Consider the following 23,030-nt stretch of genomic DNA (forward strand, 5'->3'; position numbering starts at 1 on the left):
ATGGCGCATTGTCATGAACCATGAACAAATCAGACGTATAGCGCGTAGCGCTAGGCAATCGGCAATCGGCAATCGGCAATCGGCTCAATTGTAGTAGCAAGCCCCCAAATAGCCCTATACCTTCTGAATTCAATTTGGCATCGGAGCAATTTTTTGGCACAAATACTTCCCCCCCACAAATTACGCCTTAAACGTCAAAATCGGTCGTAAACGCGCCACTACACTTACCATCTCTGCCTTAACTTGTGCTTCAATTACGGGCTGAATGGGCTTATAAGCCACAGGTGCTTCTTCAATCCGCCGTTCTTCCCGCAGGGTAATGCAATCAACACCCGTTAACCCTAAGGTTTCCTCACTATAACCCGCCCCGCGACGACTCAGTTCAAAGCGCGATCGCAACCGTCCTGCGCCATGAGATGCACTCCAGAGAAAGGCGGGATTTCCTTTACCCACGACTAGGTAAGAGGGTGTCCCCATTGAACCCGGAATAATCACAGGCTGTTCGGCATAAGCCGGACAAGCGCCTTTGCGAGTGATCCATCGATGAATTTGAGCGGATTCCTGTTGAGGCAATGTAATATTATGGGGCAAATCATAAACCAAGGGGGCTTCTACATCCCCATAAACCTGCCGTAAGCAAACGCCCTTACCCGATCTTCAACCGTCTCAACCACCTGAATTTCCACAAAATGATTGCCACCGCCAATTGTCCCCAATCCTCCATCTCGCACCCATCCTTCCTCGGGAATGAGTTCCTCTGGTGCCCACCGCATTGCCCCATCCAGGGAACCGCCTAAGTAAACGCGATCGCATATGCCCGCAGGAGTCGGCGCAAATTTTTCGGCTGCATAAGTATACCTAACAAGTCACAACGACTTGCCTTAATCAATGTGGAGCATTTGGCAAACTTCGGTGCAGCAGCCGCAGTTAAGCCTGCTTGTGCCATTATACGATCAGGCGTTTAAGTTTGGTGAACTCTCGTCGCGAATGTCAGGGTTTCCCAGCATGAGTGCAACAAATCATTACAGAATGTCAAGGATGTAAACGAAAATTTATACAAATAGCGAATAATCGGGCATTTGACTGAAGCTTGGGAAAAGTATTGCAAACATAATCAAATAAATGTTGCAAAATACTGTTTTTTTGTGGTGTATCCCTCATAATTAACAAGTGAATTGCATACCAATACACCAATTTAAATCTGATTGAGATTTACTCTATTAGGAGGACAAGGTTATGAATATTTCAAAACTGTTTGCAGAAATGACCCAATATATATCAGAAGCGGTTGTGAGGATTTTCGGTCCCAGTGATGATGCTTATCCATCTACGGGCGTGCAACCCTTCAGTGGTGAACCTTTCCACGAACCCAGAAGAGCGGATTGGTAACCTCCGATAACAATCGGTAAAAAATCGGTTTGGTAATTGTTCATGGGTTCATTCCAAAAATTAAGTTGGTGAAGATAGGTTAAACCACTTCACCAACTTTTATTTATTTAGGTATTTTTTATAAAGGAATTTGATTGAATAATTGAATAAGCTGACTACTCGGTGTCTACTACCTTCGACCGTTCTGATGGAGAGTTTCGTCTCCCGTTGGTAGTAACAAAGTGAAGGAAGCGACAAAAACTTCACACCACCTTAGCTCAGCAATTCGGCTGCACCGTTTGCACATCTGACGTCGCTCTCCTTCGATGTGCAACGAATGGACCACAGCGGAAAAACGTCCAATCCAGTGCAATTCCTTTGTTATTTCTCATAGTAGCGGCTAAACCCTTTCAGGTTATCGACCGTTAGGTATAAAGGACAACAATTTGTTATCCATCTAAAAGAATAGAAGTCTTGGGTTTACAAGGAAAGTTGACGCAATTGATGCTGCTGTTGATTGAACTGTCGTTGTTCTAGCGTTAACAGCTTGTACTCAATGGGAGGACGCATATCCCACTGGGTTTCGGCAAACATCAGTAGAGAGGCGGTCATCACGATACCCGTGGTGAGAAACTGCCAACCCCCGACGTAGTTTAAAAGCGCAATACCCAGTAAATGAATGATACCTGCTAGGGTAAAGGCACGCGATCGCATCCCTACTCCTGTACCGATGTAACCCACGGCACACAATCCCAACCATAGATGACAAAGGCGAATCAACACGTTTCCCCAACCTAGGAAGATGCTCAAATCGGTGATAATCACACCACCAATCATGAGGACTCCCCAGAAATAAAGTAGCCAATTGAGGCGTTCAACTTTTACCCAAAAGTTGGTGAGTACCACCATCGCTGCGATGCCAATTAGGGTGAGTCCTGACCACAGTCCAGCTTGGAGTTTCCAGCTAATCGGCAAAAACTGGGCAGTGATGAAAATCATGGCGCAAATTATACCCCAGAACAGGAATACCTGGTCGATACGGGTATAAAAGGCTGATAGCAGTGTCTTCCGTCCGAGTTGCCAATGCAGGCGTAACAATCCTTGACGGTCTTGGTAGTCGAGTGCGTGCTGTTTGGTACGAATAATTGGCTCTGTTGGATTGAAGAAGTTCATGCTGTATCTACGTTTGGCAAGAAGGTGCTGTAGAAGGTGATCAGTCTAAAGGATGATTTTTAACTATGTTAACAAAATATTACGAAATGTGTATATGATTATCATCGGTCGAGGTGGGTTTAGATCCCCCTCTTATAGATAGATTAGATCTCCCGCTCCCCTTGTATCGCAACCGCTACAACGGTTAGGACACGCCCACGGGGATCGAAACAATAAACGGCATTCAATTGATATTAAGGTTTAAATGCCGAACAGCTTATGTTTTTCATTATTCATTAAATATACTAAAAATTTTTACGCAATCTTGTAAATTAGTCTTAGCAAAGTCCGGAGTTTTATCCCAACTAATCGGCTGGAAATCACTGATTTTTATCGGCTTCATATCTTCAAATGACCATTGTACCTCTTCCGGCTCTAGAGAGGGTTGGCGATAAGCGATTTTAACATTTTTGACTGTATTTTCATTGACTATTCCTTTAAAACAACGACTCTGCTCAGTTTGCCAAAAATACTCCTGTCCAATTAGCACATTATCAGTTTTTACAAACACTAAATACCGACTACCCGGACGGTCAAACTCCGCTGATTCGCCATAAAAATAATTGCCATCGGGTAAATTTGTAATCGTCGGCTTACGGTTATCAATGCCTGGTGGTTTGGGTAAAGGGGGTGGGACAGCTTTAGAAGCCTCTGGAGTGGGCGCAGGTATCTCAGGGGAGACGGAGGGTGTATTAGGGACTTGTTCAGGAGTCGGTAAGACAACTATCTCTGGGGGCACAGATGAAATTGTGGGTGTGGGGAGGGGTGAGACTGTTGGTGTTTCTGTAGGAAGGGGTGAGACATTCGGGGTAATCAGGGGAAAGGAAAAATCAGCGGGTGTTTCTGATACGGGGGGTGAGGGACTCTGGGCATTTTCGGGGGATTTAGAGGACTTACAGCCAAACAAACCCAGTCCCATAACCGTGAGAATCACCAACCACTGAATCTTGGGGATACGCCGCCAGTAAGCCTTTCGGGTGTCAGAGTGAGAGTCCTGGATATAAATAAGACCCGCTTTCGCGTCTATCGTTGTCGTCAATTGCCTAGAATTTATCATAGTCAAAACTAGGAAAGAATCATAGGCGATCGCACCACCATTCGTCGTCGGTGATAAAAGCGCCACCACCTTTGTTACTGTAATCGAAAATTATGCGCGAACTCTATCCCCCCATCGAACCTTATAACCAAGGAATGTTACAGGTGAGTAACCTACACAGGATTTCCTATGAGGAGTCAGGGAATCCGGAAGGTAAACCGATAGTTGTGTTACATGGTGGACCTGGGGGAGGTAGCCAACCCTTTTACCGCCAATATTTTAACCCGAATCAATGGCGAATTGTTGTGTTTGACCAACGCGGAAGTGGTAAAAGTACACCTCATGCGGAACTGCAAGAGAATACCACTTGGGATTTAGTCAGCGATATTGAGAAGCTGCGCCTCCATTTGGGGATTGAACAGTGGGTGGTATTTGGCGGAAGTTGGGGAAGTTGCAAGACCCCAACTTAATGCAAAAGTTTAGTGAAAGTGATTTTGCCGATGCTTTTGCCAGAATTGAGTGTCATTATTTTATCAACAAAGGATTTTTTGAATCAGAGGATCAGTACCGAACAAGATTTTGTACGGTTTTCCTCCCTTGTCCTTTTGTCAACCTTGCCCTCCTTGTCTTGACCCCACCCTAAAGTAAAAAACCGACACCTGTCAGGGGGGGGGAGGTGGTAACCACAAACACAATCACCGTCGCCAGCGCCAATGCGCCCTGAATGACATTCCCAACCAGCGAACCGACTACAATTCCTACACTCGCTTTCAACGCCGCCTTTAACCGTAGCTCTAATTCCAACTGACGGCGGGATAAAAACTCGCCGATAAACGCTCCCAACAGTGGACCAATTAAAATTCGTGACATACTCCTACACTAACCTGAGTACAGGTATAGTGTAGGCTTCTCAACCAATCCGGCTATTGCGTAGGAGACGTTGAGCTTTAAGAACGGGATGCCCCTCCGCTCTATTTTTTATGTTGATAGCTGCGTTATGATCACGGTCAAGACTGCATCCACAATGGGGGCAATCATGCCATCGAACGTGCAATTTTTTGGGTACTTTCTCGCCGCAATTGGAGCAATCTTGTGATGTGTTATGGGCGCTTACTGGAATTACCAACTTCCCAGCATTCTCGGCTTTGTTTGTCAGTATCGACAGAAAGTTTGACCACCCAGCATCCAACATAGATTTAGCCAATCGGGTGCGAACAAGTCCTTTAATATTTAAATTTTCATGAGCAACTACATCATATTTCGACAGCAGATAATTAGCTGTCTTGAAGTGAAAGTCCTTCCGTTTATCTGCTACCTGCTTGTGTTGTTTTCCTAGTTGCTTGATAGCCTTAAGCCTACCCTTACTCCCCTTTTTTCGGCGGGCTACCCGTTTCTGGATAACTCCTAACCGTTTTTGAGCTTTACGGTAATGTTGAGGTATCGCAATAGTTTCACCATCGGCAGTTGTCAAGAATTCCTTTAAACCTACGTCAATCCCTGTAATTGAATCGGGGTGAAAATCTGGCTTTATTTCCGGAACTGTCTTGTCTGCCATCGATAAGGTCAGATAGTAACCATCAGCTTTCTTGGTAACAGATGCTGTTTTTATTTTGAATCCATCAGGGATAGAGCGATGTAGGATAACTTTAACTTGGCCGAACATCGGTAAGTTGATTAGATTACCTTGCCAACACCCATCTTTCATCTGGGGATAAGTCAAGGTGCGATATCGGTTACGGGCTTTAAACCTTGGCTTCCCGCTACGTTGGCCGTTGCTATCGCCTTTGAGGAATTTATCAAACGTTACCTTTACTCTCTTGACTACATCCTGTAGGACTTGGGAGTAAATTTCTTTATACCAGGGATGGGTTTTCTTTAGTTGAGGTAAAGTTTTTTTCTGAGAATAGTAATCTGGGGGGTCTCTTAATTCAGGAAGATGACAGATTAAGGGACAAGCGTTTACTGGAGAACGGTTTTGCTCATACCAGTTGAATCTATCAGCCAACAAATAGTTGTACTCAGCGCACAGCATAGCTAGCCATCTGTCAAGTTCAATGACTTGCTGTTTGGTTGGGCGTAGCTTGTACTGATAAGCGGTTCTCATTGTCTCCCCAAAGGCTGGTGACTATCTTAATATACACCAATTACAGTTTCAGCGCTAAAGAGGTACATCGAAAATCAACACTCACCCGATTAATTTATTGGTCATTTCTGTACCGACAATGACCCGCCTATCCATCCCGACACCAACCTGGGTTGTTACTGAGCCTGTCGAAGTACAGGTATGGTGTGGGGCTTCCGGCGAACAGAGCTAAAATTGCCACAACAATTACGCTAGAACCGGGAAGACCAGGGACTACAGCACCCACCACACCCACGAGCATCAGGGCAATTAATATCCAGTAGAGCAAAGTTATAGACATTTAAGATTCAATCGATCGCGTGGGTTCTAGAAAACGACTCAACGTATTTCCTAGTTTATCAGCTAGCCCCTCAATCCAGCGCTCATCTTGTTTGGTGTAACTGCGGGGAGCATTCGCGCCTAAAATTAAAGCACCCTGATTGCCCAGAGGTTGACAGATGAGTCCTTGGGTATTTTCTGGTAAGTAGTCAAATTCGATTCGTCCGGGATACAGTTTCAAGTCAACCAGATAAATAGGTTTTTGTTGCTCCAGAACCCGCTTCAAGATAGCACCGGGTTTCACCTCTGGCTTTTTTCCCAATACTCCCCGCCTTAGTAGCACTTTTCCCTGATAAAACACAACCAGCGATCGCGTCACAGTATTGGTTAATAATAAATGTGACGCCCAAGCCAGTTCCGTTTTTACCGCCTCCGGTAACTCTGGTGTCAGTTCAAAGCCCTCCTCCCCAACCAAATCTACCGCATCTGGCGATCGCGGCTGCACTTGCTGCCACAGCAAACCTGTCAAAATCAATATGGCACTCAGAATCACCCCCCAGTGCGTCTGAACGCGCCTGAGATTCCGTGAGTTGGGGAGTCAGCAGGCGATTGATTAACAATAGCGTCCCGCCTAATCCCCCCACAATAAATGGTAATTGTCGCAACACAGAATTTTGATCAGGTTTAGCCATTATTTGCACAGCGTTTATTGTTTCAATGGACGCAAGCCTGTCCTAACTGTTGTAGCGGTTGCTACAACACTCAACATTCACCACTCAAAACCTAAACCTCAACACTTATTCCTCCCCTGCTTCGAGTATCCGTTGAAATAAATATCCTGTCCCTCGTGCGGTGAGAATCAACTCCGGATTGCTGGGATCATCTTCCAGCTTGGCTCGCAGTCGGGAAATATGAACATCGACAACGCGGGTATCAACATGGCGTTCTGGGGTATACCCCCACACCTCTTGTAAAATTTCTGACCGAGAGAAGGGTTCTCCAGAACGACTGACTAATAACTCCAGGAGACTGAATTCCATCCCTGTGAGCCGAATCCGCTCGTCTCCCTTATATACCTGTCGTTTGTTTGTATCAATTTTGATACTAGCGACATGGATTACCCCAGAACTGGGAATCCCGGACGCTCCTACCTTGTCCACTCGCCGCAATACCGAACGAATCCGGGCTTCTAACTCTTTGGGAGAGAAGGGCTTGACCACATAATCATCCGCGCCCAACTCTAACCCAGTAATTCTGTCGGCAACATCACCCAATGCCGTTAGCATGATGATGGGGATATCCGATTCCTTTCGCAACTCTTGACAGACGCCGTAGCCATCCAGCTTGGGCATCATCACATCTAACACCACTAAATCGGGTTCACTCGTGCGGAAGGTTTCTAAGGCTTCTTCCCCGTCGGCGGCGGTGACGACATCGTAGCCAATCATCGACAGGCGAGTTTCCAAGATCCGGCGGATACTCGCTTCATCATCGACAACCAGAATTTTTTCCTTATGAGTTTCCAATTGATTCAAGACTCCTAATTTACAGTCAACGAAATGTTAATTTATCAGTAGCTTATCTCTAAGATATAACGTTATACGAAGCTTTTTTAAGTCATAATGCTTTTATTTGACATTTTCTTACGACTTTTTAAGATTGGTTTAATTATTGAAAATTCCTAGCACCTTGAGATCAGGATGCCTAAAACTAAATCCATCTATGTTTGTAATCAATGTGGGGCGGAACACTCCCAGTGGTTCGGCAGATGCTCCTCCTGCGGCACGTATAACTCCTTAGAGGAGAGTATGCTGTCAACAACGACCACTTTAAGAAGTGGGGGTTGGCAATCCAATAGCCGTGCCTCTACTCCCTCTCCTACTTCCGGACGCGCTCAACCGAGGTCTTCACTCAAGTTCTCAGAAATTTCCAATAATGTCCAGATCCGATTTGCTTCCGGGTATAGTGAACTGGATCGAGTGCTGGGGGGAGGGATCGTCCCTGGCTCCTTGGTATTGATTGGCGGTGATCCAGGGATTGGCAAATCCACGTTGCTGCTACAGGTGGCACATCAACTGGCACAGGAGCATCGTATCCTTTACGTCTGTGCCGAAGAGTCGGGACAACAGGTGAAACTGCGAGCCTCTCGCCTGGGTGTTTGTGCTGCTCCGATTCAGGAGGAGGCAGATAATAATAGTGAGCAGACGAATAATGGTGCGCCCAAAAAGCGAGGGAAGAAGGCATTGTCGAAAACGGCGAATGGGGGTAAAACCTCGGAGGAGCAAGAGCCAAATCTGTATGTGTTGGCAGAGACTGACTTAGAGGAGGTGTTACGGGAGTTGGAGTCCCTAAAACCCCAAGTTGCCGTCATTGATAGTATCCAGACGCTCTACTTTGCGGCGTTAACCTCGGCACCCGGTTCGGTGGCGCAAGTGCGGGAATGTACCTCAGCCTTGATGCAGGTGGCAAAGCGGGCGAATATTACGTTATTCATTGTCGGACATGTGACTAAGGAAGGCGCGATCGCAGGACCAAGGGTGCTGGAACATTTGGTGGATACGGTATTGTATTTTGAGGGCGATCGCTTTGCCTCTCATCGTTTGCTGCGATCGGTGAAAAATCGGTTTGGTGCTACCCACGAAATCGGGATTTTTGAAATGGTTGATAAGGGGTTGCAGGAGGTGCTGAATCCGTCGGAGTTATTTTTGGGCAATCGGGATGAAATGAGTCCGGGTACGGCGACGGTAGTGGCTTGTGAGGGGACTCGTCCGATTTTAGTTGAGTTACAGGCGTTAGTGTCCCCCGCTAGTTATGGGGCGCCGCGTCGCTCAACCACTGGTGTGGATTACAGTCGATTACAGCAAATTTTGGCGGTATTGGAAAAACGGGTAGGGATTCCCCTGTCTAAATTAGATGCTTATGTGGCTACGGCTGGCGGGTTGGGAGTCGAAGAACCGGCGGCTGATTTGGGGATTGCCATTGCAGTTGTGGCGTCATTTCGCGATCGCATGGTTGATCCGCGCACCGTGATGGTTGGCGAAGTGGGATTAGGGGGACAAGTGCGGCTGGTGTCACAGATGGAACTGCGGTTAAAGGAAGCGGCAAAATTGGGATTTAAACGCGCGATCGTTCCCAAGGGTCAAGTGTTACCGGATCTGGATATTGAGGTGATCCCGGTTTCCAGGGTACTGGATGCAATTATTGCTGCTTTACCAGGAGGATTGCGTCAGAATTCAGCAAATGAGGCAAATGATGCCAATGAGGAAGAGGAAGACGACTTTTAGAGTTTTGGGCGTACAGAATGTGGGATAACAATAAAATGAAAAATGAAGCTCTACTACTACAAATCCGATGAATACGCCAATTTTGGCGATGAACTCAACCCTTGGCTCTGGAACCAATTAATAACCAACATTCTGGATGAAGACGAACGAACCCTCTTTGTAGGAATTGGGACGTTACTCAACAGAAAATTACCCAAGGCAGAGAAAACCATTGTATTCGGAACGGGTGTGGGATATGGATATGGAACTGTACCCAAAATTAATGATTCTTGGACGATATACTGCGTCAGAGGACCCCTGTCTGCCCAAGCGCTTGGTGTTGCCAAAGAAGTCGCCGTTACCGATGCTGCTTTACTCGTCAGGCGATTATTTCCGGCGAATCATTCTAAAACCCAGCGCTTTGCTTTTATGCCTCATTTCAAGCACGCTATCCCAGCCAGTTCAGCCTGGAGTGCTATCTGCGAACAACTGGGATTCGCCTATATTGATCCGCGTTGGTCAATTGAAAACGTTTTATCGGCAATTAGCCAAACTGAGGTATTACTCGCTGAAGCCATGCATGGTGCTATCATTGCAGATGCCCTGAGAGTGCCTTGGATTCCGATCAAAACCAGTGCCAATATTAATTCCTTTAAATGGCAAGATTGGTGTCTTTCTCTAGGTATAGAATACCAACCTCAGTATGTTATGCCCCTCTGGGATTTCTATCCTGTGTTTCCTGAGGCTCCTTCGACTCCCTTGCGTATTCGCCCAGAAATTAATTACTGGATAGATTGGTTAAAACAGGAGCAATTTAGAGTATTTAATCAAATTGGCGGTGATCCAAATCAGCGAGTAGCCCGACAACTTATGGATATTGCCAAAACAGTCAAACCTAGTTTAAGTGATGAGTTCATCGTTGAGCGTCTTACCCATGAACTAGAGACAAAACTACAGCAATTTAAGGACGATGTTAAAATAGAGGAATTTGCCTAAAAGCCGCACCTTCCTCATATTCCTTATATTCTCCATCACCCCATCACTTATTCCCAGCTTCCCCAGCTTCCCCCGCTCCCTACCCCCACCACAAGACTCCCTACAGCAACCCCTATGTATTTTGGGGGAAGAGGAGTTTTGCGATCGCTGCTGCGGAACGTTGTTCTCGCCAAATCCAGTGGTTATCCTGTCCCTTCTGGCGAATGTGAGTGATGGCTTGATCAATTAGGGAACCAATTTCGTCAAAAGTTGAGAATGTTGAACCAATTGGGACAGGGAAATTCACTTGATGCTTAATAACTGGATAGTCAGAGGCAATTATATAACACCCACACGATCCGGCATCACTAATTACACCACTGGTGCGGTAGTAATAACGATCTTTGTCATAGTGAATGACCAAAATATCAATCTGTTTTAAGACACTGATATAGTCTTCTTCTTTAGTGGTATCGTAGAGAGCTACACCCAGTTGATCTAAATAGTTTGGTTTTTGACCAAAGGGTGTACCTATGATTAGTTCGCATTGATCAGAATTTGAGCTGATGTATTCCTGTAATCTGGCAATTAGTTTTGAGATAGGTTTATCCTGTCGAATCATCCCCACCACCCCTATCTTAATTTTGGCATCTATAGGCAAGCGTTCACCGGGTTTCAGGTTGGGCGTGACTTCGCTAAGAATTGGATGAGGGATAATTATCTTGGATGATGCTGGTAAGCGGAATTTATCTGGGATAACATGATCATCGATTTCAAATAAAACGACTTTTAAATTATTGAAAATTTGCAGATACCTTTTTAGGTAGACTAATCCGAATAATTTGATTTTGCTAGTCATGGCAAATTGTTGATTACCATGTAAGCTAATCAATACCTGTTTTCCTGTTAAAGCCAGTAAAGGCAGAACTCCTAATAAATGTTGGTTATAGATTTCAAATATAAAAATTGTATCGATATCTTTAAGGCGAAAGGCTCTAATGCCCATTGAGATGTGGCGGTACTCGCGGCGAAGTTGAAGTCCTATGGAGTAATTTGGAATTGATTGGCTGATTTTTTTGAACCAAGGGGGTAAAGGGGTTTCTATAGATAAAAACCCTATTTTTTTAGTCTTGATGTATTGCTGAATGAGCAGAATGTCTTTCAGACCCGGATGCATTAATTGCATTTGTTTTTATGTAATAACGAAACAGTTTTACTTGGATCTGGGTATATACAGATGACTCTTCGGTATTTGTGGTGGAACCCTAATTTTTAAGGAATAGGGAACAGGAAAACCCTTATGCAGCAACCCTTTGACTCAATTCAATAAGTTTTCCTTATCATCATAACTCTCCGAGAGGCTATTTTTGGGGACAAAACTTTAAGGAATGCACGTCCTAGTATTTTAGTGTCATAAAATAATTCTAACAATAAGCTTACATATCCTAACCGTTTCTCCAGAATAACTCCCCGATTTATAATTCCCATATCGATCAACTGCTGACTATTTTCCAGCCGCACGGAAATTTCTGGGTCGTACAGTTTTAGTGGCTTGTTTTCGGCAATGAGTTGAGCATACTTTTGGTATTCGGCTGCTCCTTGCCAGTGCTGATTCCTCTGGATTTCTGATTTAACATAATCGATAAAAAAGGAAAAATATTTAAAGTGTAGCAAACACGCCGTTGTCGAAGAAACTTTTATGTTTTTGGTGACATGTTCTGAATAAAATATCATTGTATCATTATATTTAAGCAAAGGGAACTTGGTTAAACAGTAGGGCTTCTTGCCTCGTTTATCGTCACTGCCAAAAATACGTTGTCGCAATCCTCCCCAATAATAATCCCTGATTGTTCCTTCCTGGTGATGATAATACTGTCTATCAAAATAGGGACAGACCTCTAAAAAGTCATCTCCAGGATTATAGTAGGCTTCCTGAACAGGCTGCTGCGAATACATATCTAACATAATCCCTTGGACTGCATTTTTACCTTGCCTTTCTATTTGACGACAAAAATCGCTTAGGCTTCGGGTTTCACAATCGGGATAATAGAGAATTTCATCGGCATCAACGATTAAACACCAGTGATTTTGACCGTAATTTTTAAGTAACCATTCTAACCAAATTCTTTTATTTTTCTTAAAAGATTCTTCAGTATACCAAACGTAGACATCTTCCTGTTGCAACAGATAGTCTAAGGTATTATCTTCCGAGTCATTATCCACTATAAAAAACTTTGATATTCCTTTTTCTCGATAGTAGTTTAAGAAAAAAGGTATTCGTTTTATTTCATTTCTAACAATTACAAAGCAGAGACTATTATCCGGATTTAATTTTATCTCTTTATAATCTGTTCTCTTGAGAGCATTCATGATCAATTTATCTTATGGCTAAGTCGAGTATTTTTATAAAAAAAGCCCAAAAGAATAGTTAGTAGTAACTCCATTTCTCCAGCAGCAACTACATCAGTTTTTAAGTTAGTTCTATACTTAATGAAATGTCTGATTATTTTTCTCAAGTCATTCACCATATAAATGGGTATAACCACGAGCTTTTGCCAATTTTTGTAGGCGATCATCCGCGTCTGATACCGACTTAAACCGACTCCCCGGAAGAAACGGATTATGTAATCTCTCTCAAAACGAGATTTAGGGATTTTATGATAAATATGCATATCCTTATTGAACCAAAGTTCCCAATCATCATAAAAAAGATAAGATAACATCTCTACATCTTCACACTTCATTGATAGAGAATTTCCAGATACCCCATTAATACTCTGATGTTCGGGAACACTTTTTAGCCAAGCTTCCTGGCGAATGACGATTCCAGCTCCAGGCGGAAACAGTTTCTTCTGCGTATTTTTATACTTTTCGTTATAACAATACGTCTTTTTTCCTTCCAGAAGCGCAAAATAACGGGCGATTCTCTCAAATCCGGGCGGAGGTTCTACTTCAAATTTGCCATGGATTTGTCCTCCATACGCCCCAGCTTTTGGATGAGATTGCCCAAAATGATCAGCTTGTGCGACCCAATTCGAGTCGGGTAAATTATCGTCATCCAGAAAACCGATTAAAGTACCCTTGGCTTCTCGGATGGCACATCGTCTAGCAAAAGCTAGTCCTTGTTCAGGTTCCAAGTAATAATGAATGGGATAAGGTTCAGACCAATTCGCTTGGTATTCCTGAATCACCTTAGCCGTATCATCAGTGCTATTATTGTCAACGACAATAATCTCCCAGGAAATAGGCTCCGTCTTTTCTTGCGATCGCAACCTATCCAGAACCTCTGCTAAACGATTCGCGCCGTTATAGGTACAAATCGCGACAGTAAAGTCGATCGCACTCATGGGTTTCATCTTCCTCTGGGAAATAATTCCAAATCCAAATCTGCTCGCTTGTAGCAGATACACCGAGGAAACACCATGCCGTATTATTGGTTTGACCAGCAGGCGTGGTTTAATTAAGAGTTTAACCTGTCTCTAGCAGACTGTCACTCGGTATGCAAAAATTCTAGATATGCCTGACTCATTTCCTTCACCGCCATCTCATACAATTGTTGACCATGCTCCGGTTTGGCTAAGGCGGGATTAGACCCCATGCGTCCATCAGGATAGCGACGGCGGAAGTCTGTCGCCCCGTAAATTGGATGTCCAGAGGCGACATTCGGCGCTAATGGGGCGTTTTTGATTGCTTCCGGATAAAGGTATTGCGTTAACGCCACTTCGCTGGGTGTGGCGTGAGATCCTTCCTGGTCACCATACCATTGTTTGGCTAACTGATACACCGATTTGCAGGTAAACCAGTTAGCAAGGCGACATCTGACTTGATCGCTGTTGGGAATGTTGAGATCCCAGAGATAGGCGTAACTCTCAGAAAACGCGGCTTTAACTGTAGCAACGTTACCACCGTGACCATTAATAAAGAAAAATCTGGTAAATCCAGCCCGGGTTAAGCTGACTAAATAATCTTGGATGACATGAATTAAGGTACTAGGTTTCAGGCTGATCGTACCAGGAAACCCTGTATGATGCAGCGCCATCCCCACGCTAATCGTGGGACTAACGATCGCATTCGTCGCTTCACCCACCCCTCGCGCGATCGCTTCAGCACAAATCGCATCAGTACCAATTAATCCCGTTGGTCCATGTTGTTCCGTTGAACCAATCGGCAGAATAATCCCCGGCGATCGCTTCAAATACTCCTCAACCTCGATCCAGGTCATCAAATATAGCAGCATTATCCCTTCTAAAAAAGTGAAAGCAGGGGGACTAGGGTTACCAGCCTCCTGCTTTGTTTCTGTAAGACCCCTCATTCTGTCATACTTGCGTATGACATGTATTACACTATCCTTAGTGTAGGTCACCATGGGGAAATCGGCAATAAAGTTACCCAAATTGTTTTAAGTCTGCAAAATATTCACAGGGTATAGTCACACCAGCCGAATCTTGTGTCACTCTAGACGTAGAGTTCCATTTCTATATCGTTGCAACACCATGATTTTGGTGTATATCTTGGCTTAGACGTTCAGATACCCAATTTCCTTACCATTTATGCTTTCTGTCGATCTACCGCAAAGCCCTTCTACTCCAGAACTGGCACAATCCAACCGCATTCTGGTCGTAGAAGACGAGACTCTCATCCGAGAAATGCTCATGTTGTCCTTACAAGAGGAAGGTTATGACGTGGTGACGGCTGCTGATGGTCGTACCGCTTTAACCCTTCTGTCCGAGGGCGATGCCAATGACGAGGAGTGCCAGTTTAGCCTGTTGATTCTAGACTTGATGCTGCCTCAGGTGAACGGACTCGATCTGTGTCGCTTGATCCGGTATAAAGGGAATTCTATTCCCATCTTGATTCTCAGTGCCAAAGCGAGTGAAACGGATCGGGTTTTGGGGTTGGAAGTCGGTGCCGATGACTACCTGACCAAACCCTTTAGTATGCGGGAATTAATCGCCCGGTGTCGCGCCCTCCTACGTCGTCACCGCTATAATTCCATACCGCAAACGCCGACGTTGCAGTTACGGGACATTACCCTCTACCCCGAAGAATGCCGCGTCACGGTGCGGGGCGAGGAGGTGAATCTATCACCCAAGGAATTCCGACTGTTGGAATTGTTTATGGGGTATCCCCGGCGGGTGTGGTCTCGGGAACAGTTAATTGATCAGGTTTGGGGAGCCGATTTTCTGGGAGATACCAAAACTGTCGATGTTCACATTCGCTGGCTGCGGGAAAAATTAGAAAAAGACCCCAGTCAACCGGAATACTTGATTACCGTTCGTGGCTTCGGCTATCGGTTTGGCTAATTAATTTTAGATGCGAACCGGCGATCGCATCTTAACCCAAATCAGTACCGCTATCGTCCTGTCAAAAGGCTACAATAACTAAACCATCGCTCGGCAATAGTCTCATTAATCACACCTATGACCCTGTTGACATTTCTCTTGGGTCTAGCTCTAGGAATTGGGGTTGGCTTATGGTTACAACACCGCACCAAACAGCAGCTCAAGCAAACCTTAGAGTTGTTACCAGCCAATTCGACCAGTAACTCGTTTCCCTTAGAGTCTCGTCTACGGGGAGCCATTGCCCAAGCGAATCAGCAGCGCCTTGTCTTAGAAGACCAACTCAACGCCATTCAATCTCTATTTCAAGTTGCGCCCGTCGGGTATTTGCAAGTAGACGAAGACAATCACTTAATTTGGTGCAACCAGCAGGCGCGTCAGTTATTGCAAATTGACCGCTGGGAACCCGGACAGATTCGCTTACTGCTAGAGGTGGTGCGATCCTACGAACTGGATCAGTTAATCGAGAAAACCCGCAAACAGCAACAATCGATGAGCCAAGAGTGGGTATTTCATCCTGCTTGTATGGATGGTGCAGCCATGAGCGAAGTGCGATCGCTCACGTTGCGGGCGTATGGTTGGCCCCTGGCTAATGGGCAAGTTGGCGTGTTTCTGGAGAATCGACAACCTTTAATTGAACTCTCGGAATCTCGCAATCAGTGGGTGTCTGACTTAGCCCATGAATTGAGAACCCCACTCACGTCGATTCGCTTAGTCGCAGAAGCGTTGCAAGGACGGGTTAACCCGCCAGAAAGCCGTTGGGTTAATCAACTCCTGCAAGAAATTAATCGATTAATAGATCTGATTCAAAATTGGCTAGAACTCAGCCATCTTGAACAAGATCCGAACAAGAGTCTTACCTATAAATCCCTCGACCTAAACTCTTTAATTCAGTCAGCTTGGCAACGATTGGAACCTTTGGCAGAGCAAAAAGACTTGCATCTTGCCTATCGTGGACCCGATACTTTACCGATTAAAGCTGATGAGTCTCGACTGATCCAAGTTTTTTTGAATTTATTAGATAACAGTATTAAGCATAGTCCCCCGGAAGGATTGATTCGAGTTGAGGTAACCACTTCAACACAGGCTGATCCAATGGAAAAAGCGCTGATGCAAATCGATATTATTGACGAAGGTGCGGGGTTTTCAGGGAATGATTTACCTCGTGTATTTGAGCGACTTTATCGAGGAGATGCTTCGCGATATCGGCAACCGACGTCTGAGAATGTAACTACATTGGGGCGCAGTAGTGGGAGTGGTTTAGGTTTAGCAATTGTTCAGCAAATTGTTCAGGCTCACGGTGGCACTGTGAATGCTAAAAATCACCCGGAAACTGGGGGAGCTTGGTTACAGATTCAATTGCCTTGTAATTAGTTATTTGTCATTTGTCATTTGTCATTTGTCATTTGTCATTTGTCATTCGTTAGGGAACAGGTAATTCATACTATTGTTTTATCTTATCTTCTCCCCTCTACTTTATAAAACCTTCGCTCTAATACGTTCAATCCCTCTGCGTACCTCTGCGGAAACCTCTGCGTACTCTGCGTTTAAAAAGGATTATCGTCATGGCATGACACTGGGCGCATGAAGCAACGCAGCAGGAGATTATTGCCCAGATTCAGCGATTGATGGAAGGGTGAGTCTATTGTGGCAAAGCTGGTGCGATTATACTGTTTAGTTGTCGCCAAACACGGTAATAAGAGATCCCCCCTAGCCCCCCTTCAAAAGGGGGGAACAAGACATTTTACCCTTTGTCAGAAGTGAACCAGAAATTACAGCAGTTTTCAAGTTAATAGACTACAGACGATGATTGCGCTGAAAAGCAAGCCGATACAATTTTGTATTCCATAAACGTGAAAAGCGCTGTAAGCCCAGTTATAGCACTACGCAGACACGTTAGGACATCAGTCAATCCCAGTAATGACCTGATAACAGGCAAGAGAGAACTTTAGGAATGTCCTAACCTGCCTTGGTAAGGCTATATTTCAGGGGACAATAAAAAATGAATCAAAGTCCCCCTTTCAATGAATCAATTACTCAAAGTCCCCCTTTTTAAGGGGGATTTAGGGGGATCTCAACGTTAATCGCGTAATCACAAGCTTAAATCAACTCCAATGGCAAACGGTTGACTCTCACAGAGAAGCAACCCACCGCCATGCTGGAGAAGGGCGGGTTTTGTATGGAAGTTATCGGATTTTCCCTCAATATTTTGGCTAAACCCGCCCCTACAAGTTTTCCGATTGATAGCACCCGATATCTTTTTACAAGCCGCCCGTGAACTTGCTGTGGAACCGGAAAATGCGATCGCAGTCGAAGATGCGATATCTGGTGTGAAAGCGGGAAAAGCGGGACAATTTGGTTTAGTCGTCGGTGTGGTGCGCGATGGTGGTGGTGACGCCTTACGCCACCATGGTGCGGATGTCGTGGTTCGCGATTTACGGGATATTTCGGTAACGCCAGAGAAAACGACTCAATCCCTCCCCTCGGCGCTGGAACAGATTGGTTCAATAGAGAATCGGCTGCGCGATCGCCAATTGGCATTATTTACCGATTATGATGGTACGCTGACGCCGATTGTACAACGTCCCGAAGCCGCTACCCTGTCTCAGGACATGCGATCGCTATGAGATCCGTAGTGTTATGGGTCCCGATGAATTCCACACCCATTATCCCGATACCGATACACCAGGATTAAATAATAACGCTTACACCAACGTGATGGCGGCATGGGTACTACGCTGTGCCAGTGGCGTGTTACAGTTACTCGACGAAAAGCGCCGCGAAGAGTTGACCGAGGTTCTGGACATTGAGGACGAAGAACTGGTTCGCTGGGAGGAAATTAGTCGTAAGATGTTTGTGCCGTTCCATGATCAGGGAATAATTAGCCAATTTGAGGGGTATGAGAATCTCAAGGAGTTTGACTGGGAAGGTTATCGGGAAAAATACGGGGACATCCAGCGCCTTGATCGCATCTTAGAGGCGGAAGACGACGATGCGAATCGTTACAAAGCCAGCAAGCAGGCGGATGTACTGATGTTGTTCTATCTGTTCTCGTCGGAGACGTTGCAGGATCTGTTTGAACATCTAGGCTACCCCTTCGATGCGGAAACCATTCCCCGCAATATCAACTATTACATGCAGCGAACCTCCCACGGTTCCACGCTCAGCCGGATGGTGCATTCCTGGGTGTTATCCCGATCTGACCGAGAAAAAGCTTGGAAATTCTTTAAAGAGGCTGTCCATAGCGACATTGATGACATTCAGGGAGGTACAACACCTGAAGGCATCCATTTAGGGGCGATGGCGGGAACGGTGGATCTGATGCAACGGTGTTATACAGGGTTGGATATTCGCGATCAGGTATTGTGGTTGAATCCGTCTCTACCCCAGGAACTATCCGATACACGCCTGCGATTGCGCTATCGAGGACATTGGTTATCACTGCGGTTTACGGATGAAAAGATAACCGTTTCGTTTGATCGCGGCTGGTTCCAACCTGTCTGCATTGGCTTCCAGGGTGAGGTGTACGAGATGGTTGAAGGGGAGACGCGAGAGTTTAAATTGGCTTGAGGGAGATGAGGAAGATGAGGAAGATGAGGGAGATGGGGGAGAGGATTACCAATGAACCATCAACAAATTACAAATCACCACCCCCCACTTGCCAGCCGAATAATTTACTACAATTTAACCTTGATCTGCTATCAATAGAAGTAGACATAATTAAATTTGTCTTCGGACAAGTCAATAAGTTCGCCCATATACAATATAGGCGAGACTAATTTGACTCCGTACAGGGGAGGTGTCTTAAACGATTAGGCAATTGGGTAAAAACTAACTGTACTTCTTTCTACCCACCACTTTGTATCAGTAAATTGAGTTAGGAGGTGTGGCTTTCCTCCCAGCCCATACCACAGTATGCAGGAGGTATCCAGCCACAAATTAGAATGAGGTGAGTCTATCTTCTGCAAACCGCCCTTGCGATCGCAATCACTTTAAACGCGCCCTTAACCGCTTAGAGCAGGATGTACTGCGGATGGGCGCATTGGTGGAAAATTCATTCCGCCTCGGTCATCAAGCTCTATTTTACCAAAATCTGGAGGCAATCCAGGAAATTACCTCAGTTGAGAAACGAATTGATCGCTACTACCGCCATATAGAAATAGAGTGTGCCTCTCTGCTCACACTTCAATCGCCAGTGGCACAAGATCTACGTCTGGTTAGTGCATTTATGCAGTTAATCCGGGATTTGGAACGTATTGGTGATTATGCTGAGGATTTAACAGAAATTTCGGTAAAATTATTCGCTTACCCACCTCATCCTTGTATGTCCCAAATTGAAGAGATGTCCCACCATGCCCAAGCGATGCTAGCGTCGAGTTTAGCCTCATTAGCGGACTTAGATGCGACGGCTGGACAAGCGGTTAAAGTATTAGATGATAAGGTCGATAATGCTTACGATCAGCTATATCAAACGTTAGCCTTTCAGCGAGATATTCCAGGCGTAGTTGAGCCAATTGTACTCTTGGTCTTGGCGATTCGTCATATCGAACGCATGGCTGATCATGCGACCAACATCGGTCAACGGGTAACTTATATTGTTACAGGTCATCGTTCCTAGAAAAGAAAGCAGAAGGCAGAAGATTGTAGGGGCAGGTTTAGGAATTGTAGGGGATTTAGGAACTGTAGGGGCGGGTTTAGGAATTGTAGGGGCGGGTTTAGGAACTGTAGGGGCGGGTTTAGGAACTGTAGGGGCGGGTTTAGGAACTAACGCTAGCTTTTTACCAATAACGGAACAACAAAACCCGCCCTACCTCACCGATAACGGCACAATAAAATCTGTCCGACCTCACCAATAACTGAACAACAAAACCCGCCCTACCTCACCGATAACGGCACAATAAAATCTGTCCGACCTCACCGATAACGGAACAACAAAACCCGCCCTACCTCACCAATAACGGCACAATAAAATCTGTCCGACCTCACCGATAGCTAAACAACAAAACCCGCCCTACCTCACCGATAACGGCACAACAAAACCCGCCCTACCTCACCAATAACGGCACAACAAAACCCACCCTTGTTCATTAAAAGCAGCTTAACCCAACGATTACCAATACTTTACCCCTTTATAACCTGCACACTTTAGGATATCCTTGCATCGCATCTAGGATATTCCTCTAACAAAACCCAAATCTGAACAGGGAAGGGTGAACTATGGCTCTCAAACGTCGTGATTTTCTGCTATTTCTGGGAGCTAGTGCAGGAACAGTAGCGCTGGGGTCTTGTAGTTCTCCGGCTCAGAATGGTTCTGGTTCATTAACCCAAATTAACCCGAATCCAGATACTCTGAGTTTTAAACCCGTCAAAGGTCCCCTACCGTTAGAAAGCGATCGCGTGCCATCAACGAAACAAATCGAAGCCTACAGCCGTTATGAAGTGGTGGATGATTTAGTATTACCCGAAGGTTTTACCTACGATGTGATCGGCGCTTGGGGAGACAAGGTGGGGGATTCTCGCTTTGGCTATAACAATGATTATTTATCGTTTATCGAAACAGGTCAGAATGAAGGATACCTGACCATTAATTTTGAATATATTAGCGGTGGCACTTGGATGCAAACTTATGCTCAAGTCATCGGTGAATCATTACCATTTGAGGAGGTTAAAGCGGTTGCGGCAAAGAGTGAGGGTAAGATTAATGCCTTTGCTTTGCCCGATAATGATCCTTTAAAAGCTAAAATTAGACAGATTTCTTTAGAAGGGTTGATTGATCAGGGCTTGGGGGTGATTTCAATTAGCAAGACTGCCGATGGGACATGGACGCGAACCTATTCTACCGCTGATCGCCGAATTACTGGCATCTCTGGCTATGAAGACGATCGCTATCTCAAAGCAACGGGTCCGGCTGTGGCGGTTTTCCAGAAGGCTCAAGGACAAGGATACCAGGATGGCTTAGGCGATCGCATTATTGGAACATTCCAAAATTGTGCTGGCGGAACCACGCCTTGGGGAACGGTACTGAGTGCAGAGGAAAATTTTCAAGACCAAGTACCAGAACCCGTTTACGCTGATGGTACGTCCTTTGACCCCGCCGCGCTTCCCTTTGTGATTAACGATTACTTTGTCGATGGACGAGGTAATGTTTTTGGCTTAGCTGGGAATAAATATGGGTGGATGGTGGAAGTTGATCCGGCTGATGCCAATGATTATGGGACAAAACACAGTTGGCTGGGTCGATTTCGTCATGAAGCCGTGGCGTTTAAGGTTGTATCCGGGAAACCCTTAGCGGTATATTCGGGATGCGATCGCCGAGGGGGTCATCTGTATAAGTTTGTCAGTAAAGACACCGTTAGTGATCCAACCGATAAAACCAATTCCCGTTTAATGGCAGAGGGAATGCTGTACGCGGCGGTATTTGAACCGGATGGGACAGGACGTTGGATCGCATTAACACCCACTACCCCTGTTAACCCCGTGTTACCCAGTACCGTTGAAGGCAGCTTAGTCCCCTTACCCAAACGTCCCCAGGGAGGCATTGTTGAGGTGACAACCGATGCAGAAGCCGTAGCGTTTAAGCAACAGTTTGCCACACTAGGAGATCTCTACGCAGGGAATGACCTCGAAAAACAGGGAGCGATTTTAATCGACGCCCATTTTGCCGCCAATGCTGCTGGTGCAACTCCCACCGCCCGTCCTGAAGATACAGATATGGCGGCGGATGGTTCCCTGTATATCGCCTTTACCTCTGGTAGTCCAGGGGGAGATGGCGGACCCGACAAGCGCGTCTTTAAAGGACCCCAGGGAGAAACACCCTGGGAATATGGCTGGATTCTGCGTCTAGTAGAAAACCAAGATGATCCCGCCGCGATGACATTTCGGTGGGATTCCTTTGCCATGGGAGGCGAACCCGCTGAAGGGGGTGCCGGATTTTCTAATCCCGATAATCTAGAATTTGACAAAAATGGCAATGTGTGGATGGTGACGGATATATCTACCTCCAAACACAATCAGCCCGTAACCAGTCGGGTCAATGACCAAGGTGAATCCATAAGTCAAACTGATATCCAGGGAATTTTTGGCAACAATTCAATCTGGTGTATGCCTACCTCTGGAACAATGGCGGGTAATGCTTATTTATTTGGCATTGGACCGATGGAGTGTGAAACCACCGGACCCTTTTTTAGTCCCGATCAAAAAACCCTATTCCTCGCCATACAACATCCAGGAGAAAAATACGGTATCCGCAAGGATAACCAGACTGAGACTCGTAAGTTTGTGATAAAAACCCTCAATGGGCAACAATTTCTGCAAGAACGTTATGTTCCTTTAGGGTCTAACTGGCCCCATCAAGGTACAACCGAGCCACCCAAGCCAGCCGTCGTCGCAATTCGGCGATTAGATAACCAACCAATTACTATGGCATAAAATACTCT

At 45.5% G+C, this 23,030-nt stretch carries 20 protein-coding genes and 4 pseudogenes; 11 read left to right on the plus strand and 13 right to left on the minus strand.

Translation table 11 applies throughout. From position 1 onward, the window contains the following. Positions 1-180: 180 nt before the first annotated feature. Both MC7420_RS20615 and MC7420_RS40065 read right to left on the minus strand, forming a co-directional pair. Positions 181-806: pseudogene (locus MC7420_RS20615) on the minus strand (RtcB family protein); the annotation flags it as partial. Then, positions 794-946 carry a hypothetical protein gene (locus tag MC7420_RS40065; RefSeq protein ID WP_006102651.1) on the minus strand — a complete coding sequence of 51 codons (153 nt, stop codon included), beginning with the start codon at positions 944-946 and terminating at the stop codon, positions 794-796. The gene MC7420_RS40065 and the pseudogene MC7420_RS20615, both read right to left, overlap by 13 nt. 290 nt (positions 947-1,236) lie before the next feature. Here MC7420_RS40065 and MC7420_RS41690 point away from each other — a divergent pair, with 290 nt between their 5' ends. Beyond that, positions 1,237-1,389 (plus strand): hypothetical protein, encoded by a 153-nt coding sequence (locus tag MC7420_RS41690; protein WP_006102658.1) that lies wholly within the window; start codon positions 1,237-1,239, stop codon positions 1,387-1,389. Between the two features lie 459 nt (positions 1,390-1,848). Here MC7420_RS41690 and MC7420_RS20620 read toward each other — a convergent pair whose 3' ends face one another. Continuing rightward, positions 1,849-2,541 carry a hypothetical protein gene (locus tag MC7420_RS20620; RefSeq protein WP_006102614.1) on the minus strand — a complete coding sequence of 231 codons (693 nt, stop codon included), beginning with the start codon at positions 2,539-2,541 and terminating at the stop codon, positions 1,849-1,851. A 268-nt stretch (positions 2,542-2,809) separates the two neighbouring features. Beyond that, entirely contained in the window at positions 2,810-3,703 is an 894-nt protein-coding gene (locus MC7420_RS20625) for a hypothetical protein (RefSeq protein ID WP_006102581.1), read from the minus strand. A gap of 26 nt (positions 3,704-3,729) precedes the next feature. Between MC7420_RS20625 and MC7420_RS20630 the strand changes: the two are divergent. After that, a pseudogene (locus MC7420_RS20630) lies at positions 3,730-4,181 on the plus strand (alpha/beta fold hydrolase); the annotation flags it as partial. Positions 4,182-4,255: 74 nt separating this feature from the next. Here the strand turns inward: MC7420_RS20630 and MC7420_RS20635 are convergent. The 5 genes and pseudogenes from MC7420_RS20635 to rpaB form a co-directional block, all read right to left on the minus strand. Next, positions 4,256-4,486 (minus strand): DUF456 family protein, encoded by a 231-nt coding sequence (locus tag MC7420_RS20635; protein ID WP_052307523.1) that lies wholly within the window; start codon positions 4,484-4,486, stop codon positions 4,256-4,258. A gap of 40 nt (positions 4,487-4,526) precedes the next feature. Continuing rightward, the gene (locus MC7420_RS20640) at positions 4,527-5,720 is read right to left on the minus strand and encodes an RNA-guided endonuclease InsQ/TnpB family protein (RefSeq protein ID WP_006102789.1); all 1,194 of its coding nucleotides are present in this window, start codon (positions 5,718-5,720) and stop codon (positions 4,527-4,529) included. Between the two features lie 208 nt (positions 5,721-5,928). Next, positions 5,929-6,039 (minus strand): annotated as a pseudogene (locus MC7420_RS40070) (DUF456 domain-containing protein); the annotation flags it as partial. Continuing rightward, positions 6,040-6,709: pseudogene (locus MC7420_RS20645) on the minus strand (cofactor assembly of complex C subunit B). 105 nt (positions 6,710-6,814) lie between these two features. After that, a complete protein-coding gene (gene rpaB, locus MC7420_RS20650) occupies positions 6,815-7,543 on the minus strand; it encodes a response regulator transcription factor RpaB (RefSeq protein ID WP_044208692.1) in 729 nt (242 codons plus the stop codon). Positions 7,544-7,717: 174 nt separating this feature from the next. On the opposite strand from rpaB, the gene radA reads away from it, so the two are divergent. Both radA and MC7420_RS20660 read left to right on the plus strand, forming a co-directional pair. After that, positions 7,718-9,301: a DNA repair protein RadA gene (radA, locus tag MC7420_RS20655; protein WP_044208604.1), complete on the plus strand. Its 1,584-nt coding sequence runs from the start codon at positions 7,718-7,720 to the stop codon at positions 9,299-9,301. A 42-nt stretch (positions 9,302-9,343) separates the two neighbouring features. Next, positions 9,344-10,276, plus strand: a complete 933-nt coding sequence (locus tag MC7420_RS20660; RefSeq protein ID WP_006102709.1) for a polysaccharide pyruvyl transferase family protein — start codon at positions 9,344-9,346, stop codon at positions 10,274-10,276. Between the two features lie 112 nt (positions 10,277-10,388). Here MC7420_RS20660 and MC7420_RS20665 read toward each other — a convergent pair whose 3' ends face one another. The 4 genes from MC7420_RS20665 to MC7420_RS20680 all read right to left on the minus strand — a co-directional run bounded on the left by MC7420_RS20665 (position 10,389) and on the right by MC7420_RS20680 (position 14,492). Further along, positions 10,389-11,441 (minus strand): glycosyltransferase, encoded by a 1,053-nt coding sequence (locus MC7420_RS20665; RefSeq protein ID WP_006102664.1) that lies wholly within the window; start codon positions 11,439-11,441, stop codon positions 10,389-10,391. A 137-nt stretch (positions 11,442-11,578) separates the two neighbouring features. Then, the gene (locus tag MC7420_RS20670) at positions 11,579-12,625 is read right to left on the minus strand and encodes a glycosyltransferase family 2 protein (protein WP_006102630.1); all 1,047 of its coding nucleotides are present in this window, start codon (positions 12,623-12,625) and stop codon (positions 11,579-11,581) included. Between the two features lie 2 nt (positions 12,626-12,627). Beyond that, positions 12,628-13,611, minus strand: coding sequence for a hormogonium polysaccharide biosynthesis glycosyltransferase HpsE (gene hpsE, locus MC7420_RS20675; protein ID WP_006102795.1), 984 nt, complete (start codon positions 13,609-13,611; stop codon positions 12,628-12,630). Positions 13,612-13,745: 134 nt separating this feature from the next. Next, complete coding sequence (locus MC7420_RS20680; protein ID WP_006102733.1) at positions 13,746-14,492, minus strand: creatininase family protein; 747 nt, start codon at positions 14,490-14,492, stop codon at positions 13,746-13,748. A 313-nt stretch (positions 14,493-14,805) separates the two neighbouring features. Here MC7420_RS20680 and MC7420_RS20685 point away from each other — a divergent pair, with 313 nt between their 5' ends. From MC7420_RS20685 to MC7420_RS20720, 7 genes are all read left to right on the plus strand, one after another. Further along, complete coding sequence (locus MC7420_RS20685; RefSeq protein WP_006102719.1) at positions 14,806-15,558, plus strand: response regulator transcription factor; 753 nt, start codon at positions 14,806-14,808, stop codon at positions 15,556-15,558. 117 nt (positions 15,559-15,675) lie between these two features. After that, positions 15,676-16,968, plus strand: coding sequence for a sensor histidine kinase (locus MC7420_RS20690; protein WP_006102679.1), 1,293 nt, complete (start codon positions 15,676-15,678; stop codon positions 16,966-16,968). 866 nt (positions 16,969-17,834) lie between these two features. Beyond that, a complete protein-coding gene (locus MC7420_RS20695; RefSeq protein WP_044208608.1) occupies positions 17,835-18,221 on the plus strand; it encodes an HAD-IA family hydrolase in 387 nt (128 codons plus the stop codon). A 13-nt stretch (positions 18,222-18,234) separates the two neighbouring features. After that, on the plus strand, positions 18,235-19,164 hold the full coding sequence (locus tag MC7420_RS20700; RefSeq protein WP_006102739.1) for a glycosyl hydrolase family 65 protein: 930 nt from the start codon (positions 18,235-18,237) through the stop codon (positions 19,162-19,164). A gap of 379 nt (positions 19,165-19,543) precedes the next feature. Beyond that, on the plus strand, positions 19,544-20,212 hold the full coding sequence (phoU, locus tag MC7420_RS20710) for a phosphate signaling complex protein PhoU (protein ID WP_006102584.1): 669 nt from the start codon (positions 19,544-19,546) through the stop codon (positions 20,210-20,212). Then, positions 20,190-20,450, plus strand: coding sequence for a hypothetical protein (locus tag MC7420_RS20715; RefSeq protein WP_006102783.1), 261 nt, complete (start codon positions 20,190-20,192; stop codon positions 20,448-20,450). The genes phoU and MC7420_RS20715 overlap by 23 nt, the downstream gene beginning before the upstream one ends. A gap of 361 nt (positions 20,451-20,811) precedes the next feature. Then, positions 20,812-23,022: a PhoX family protein gene (locus MC7420_RS20720; RefSeq protein ID WP_006102674.1), complete on the plus strand. Its 2,211-nt coding sequence runs from the start codon at positions 20,812-20,814 to the stop codon at positions 23,020-23,022. Positions 23,023-23,030 lie beyond the last annotated feature (8 nt).

This window comes from Coleofasciculus chthonoplastes PCC 7420 (assembly GCF_000155555.1).
Lineage (GTDB): Bacteria > Cyanobacteriota > Cyanobacteriia > Cyanobacteriales > Coleofasciculaceae > Coleofasciculus > Coleofasciculus chthonoplastes_A.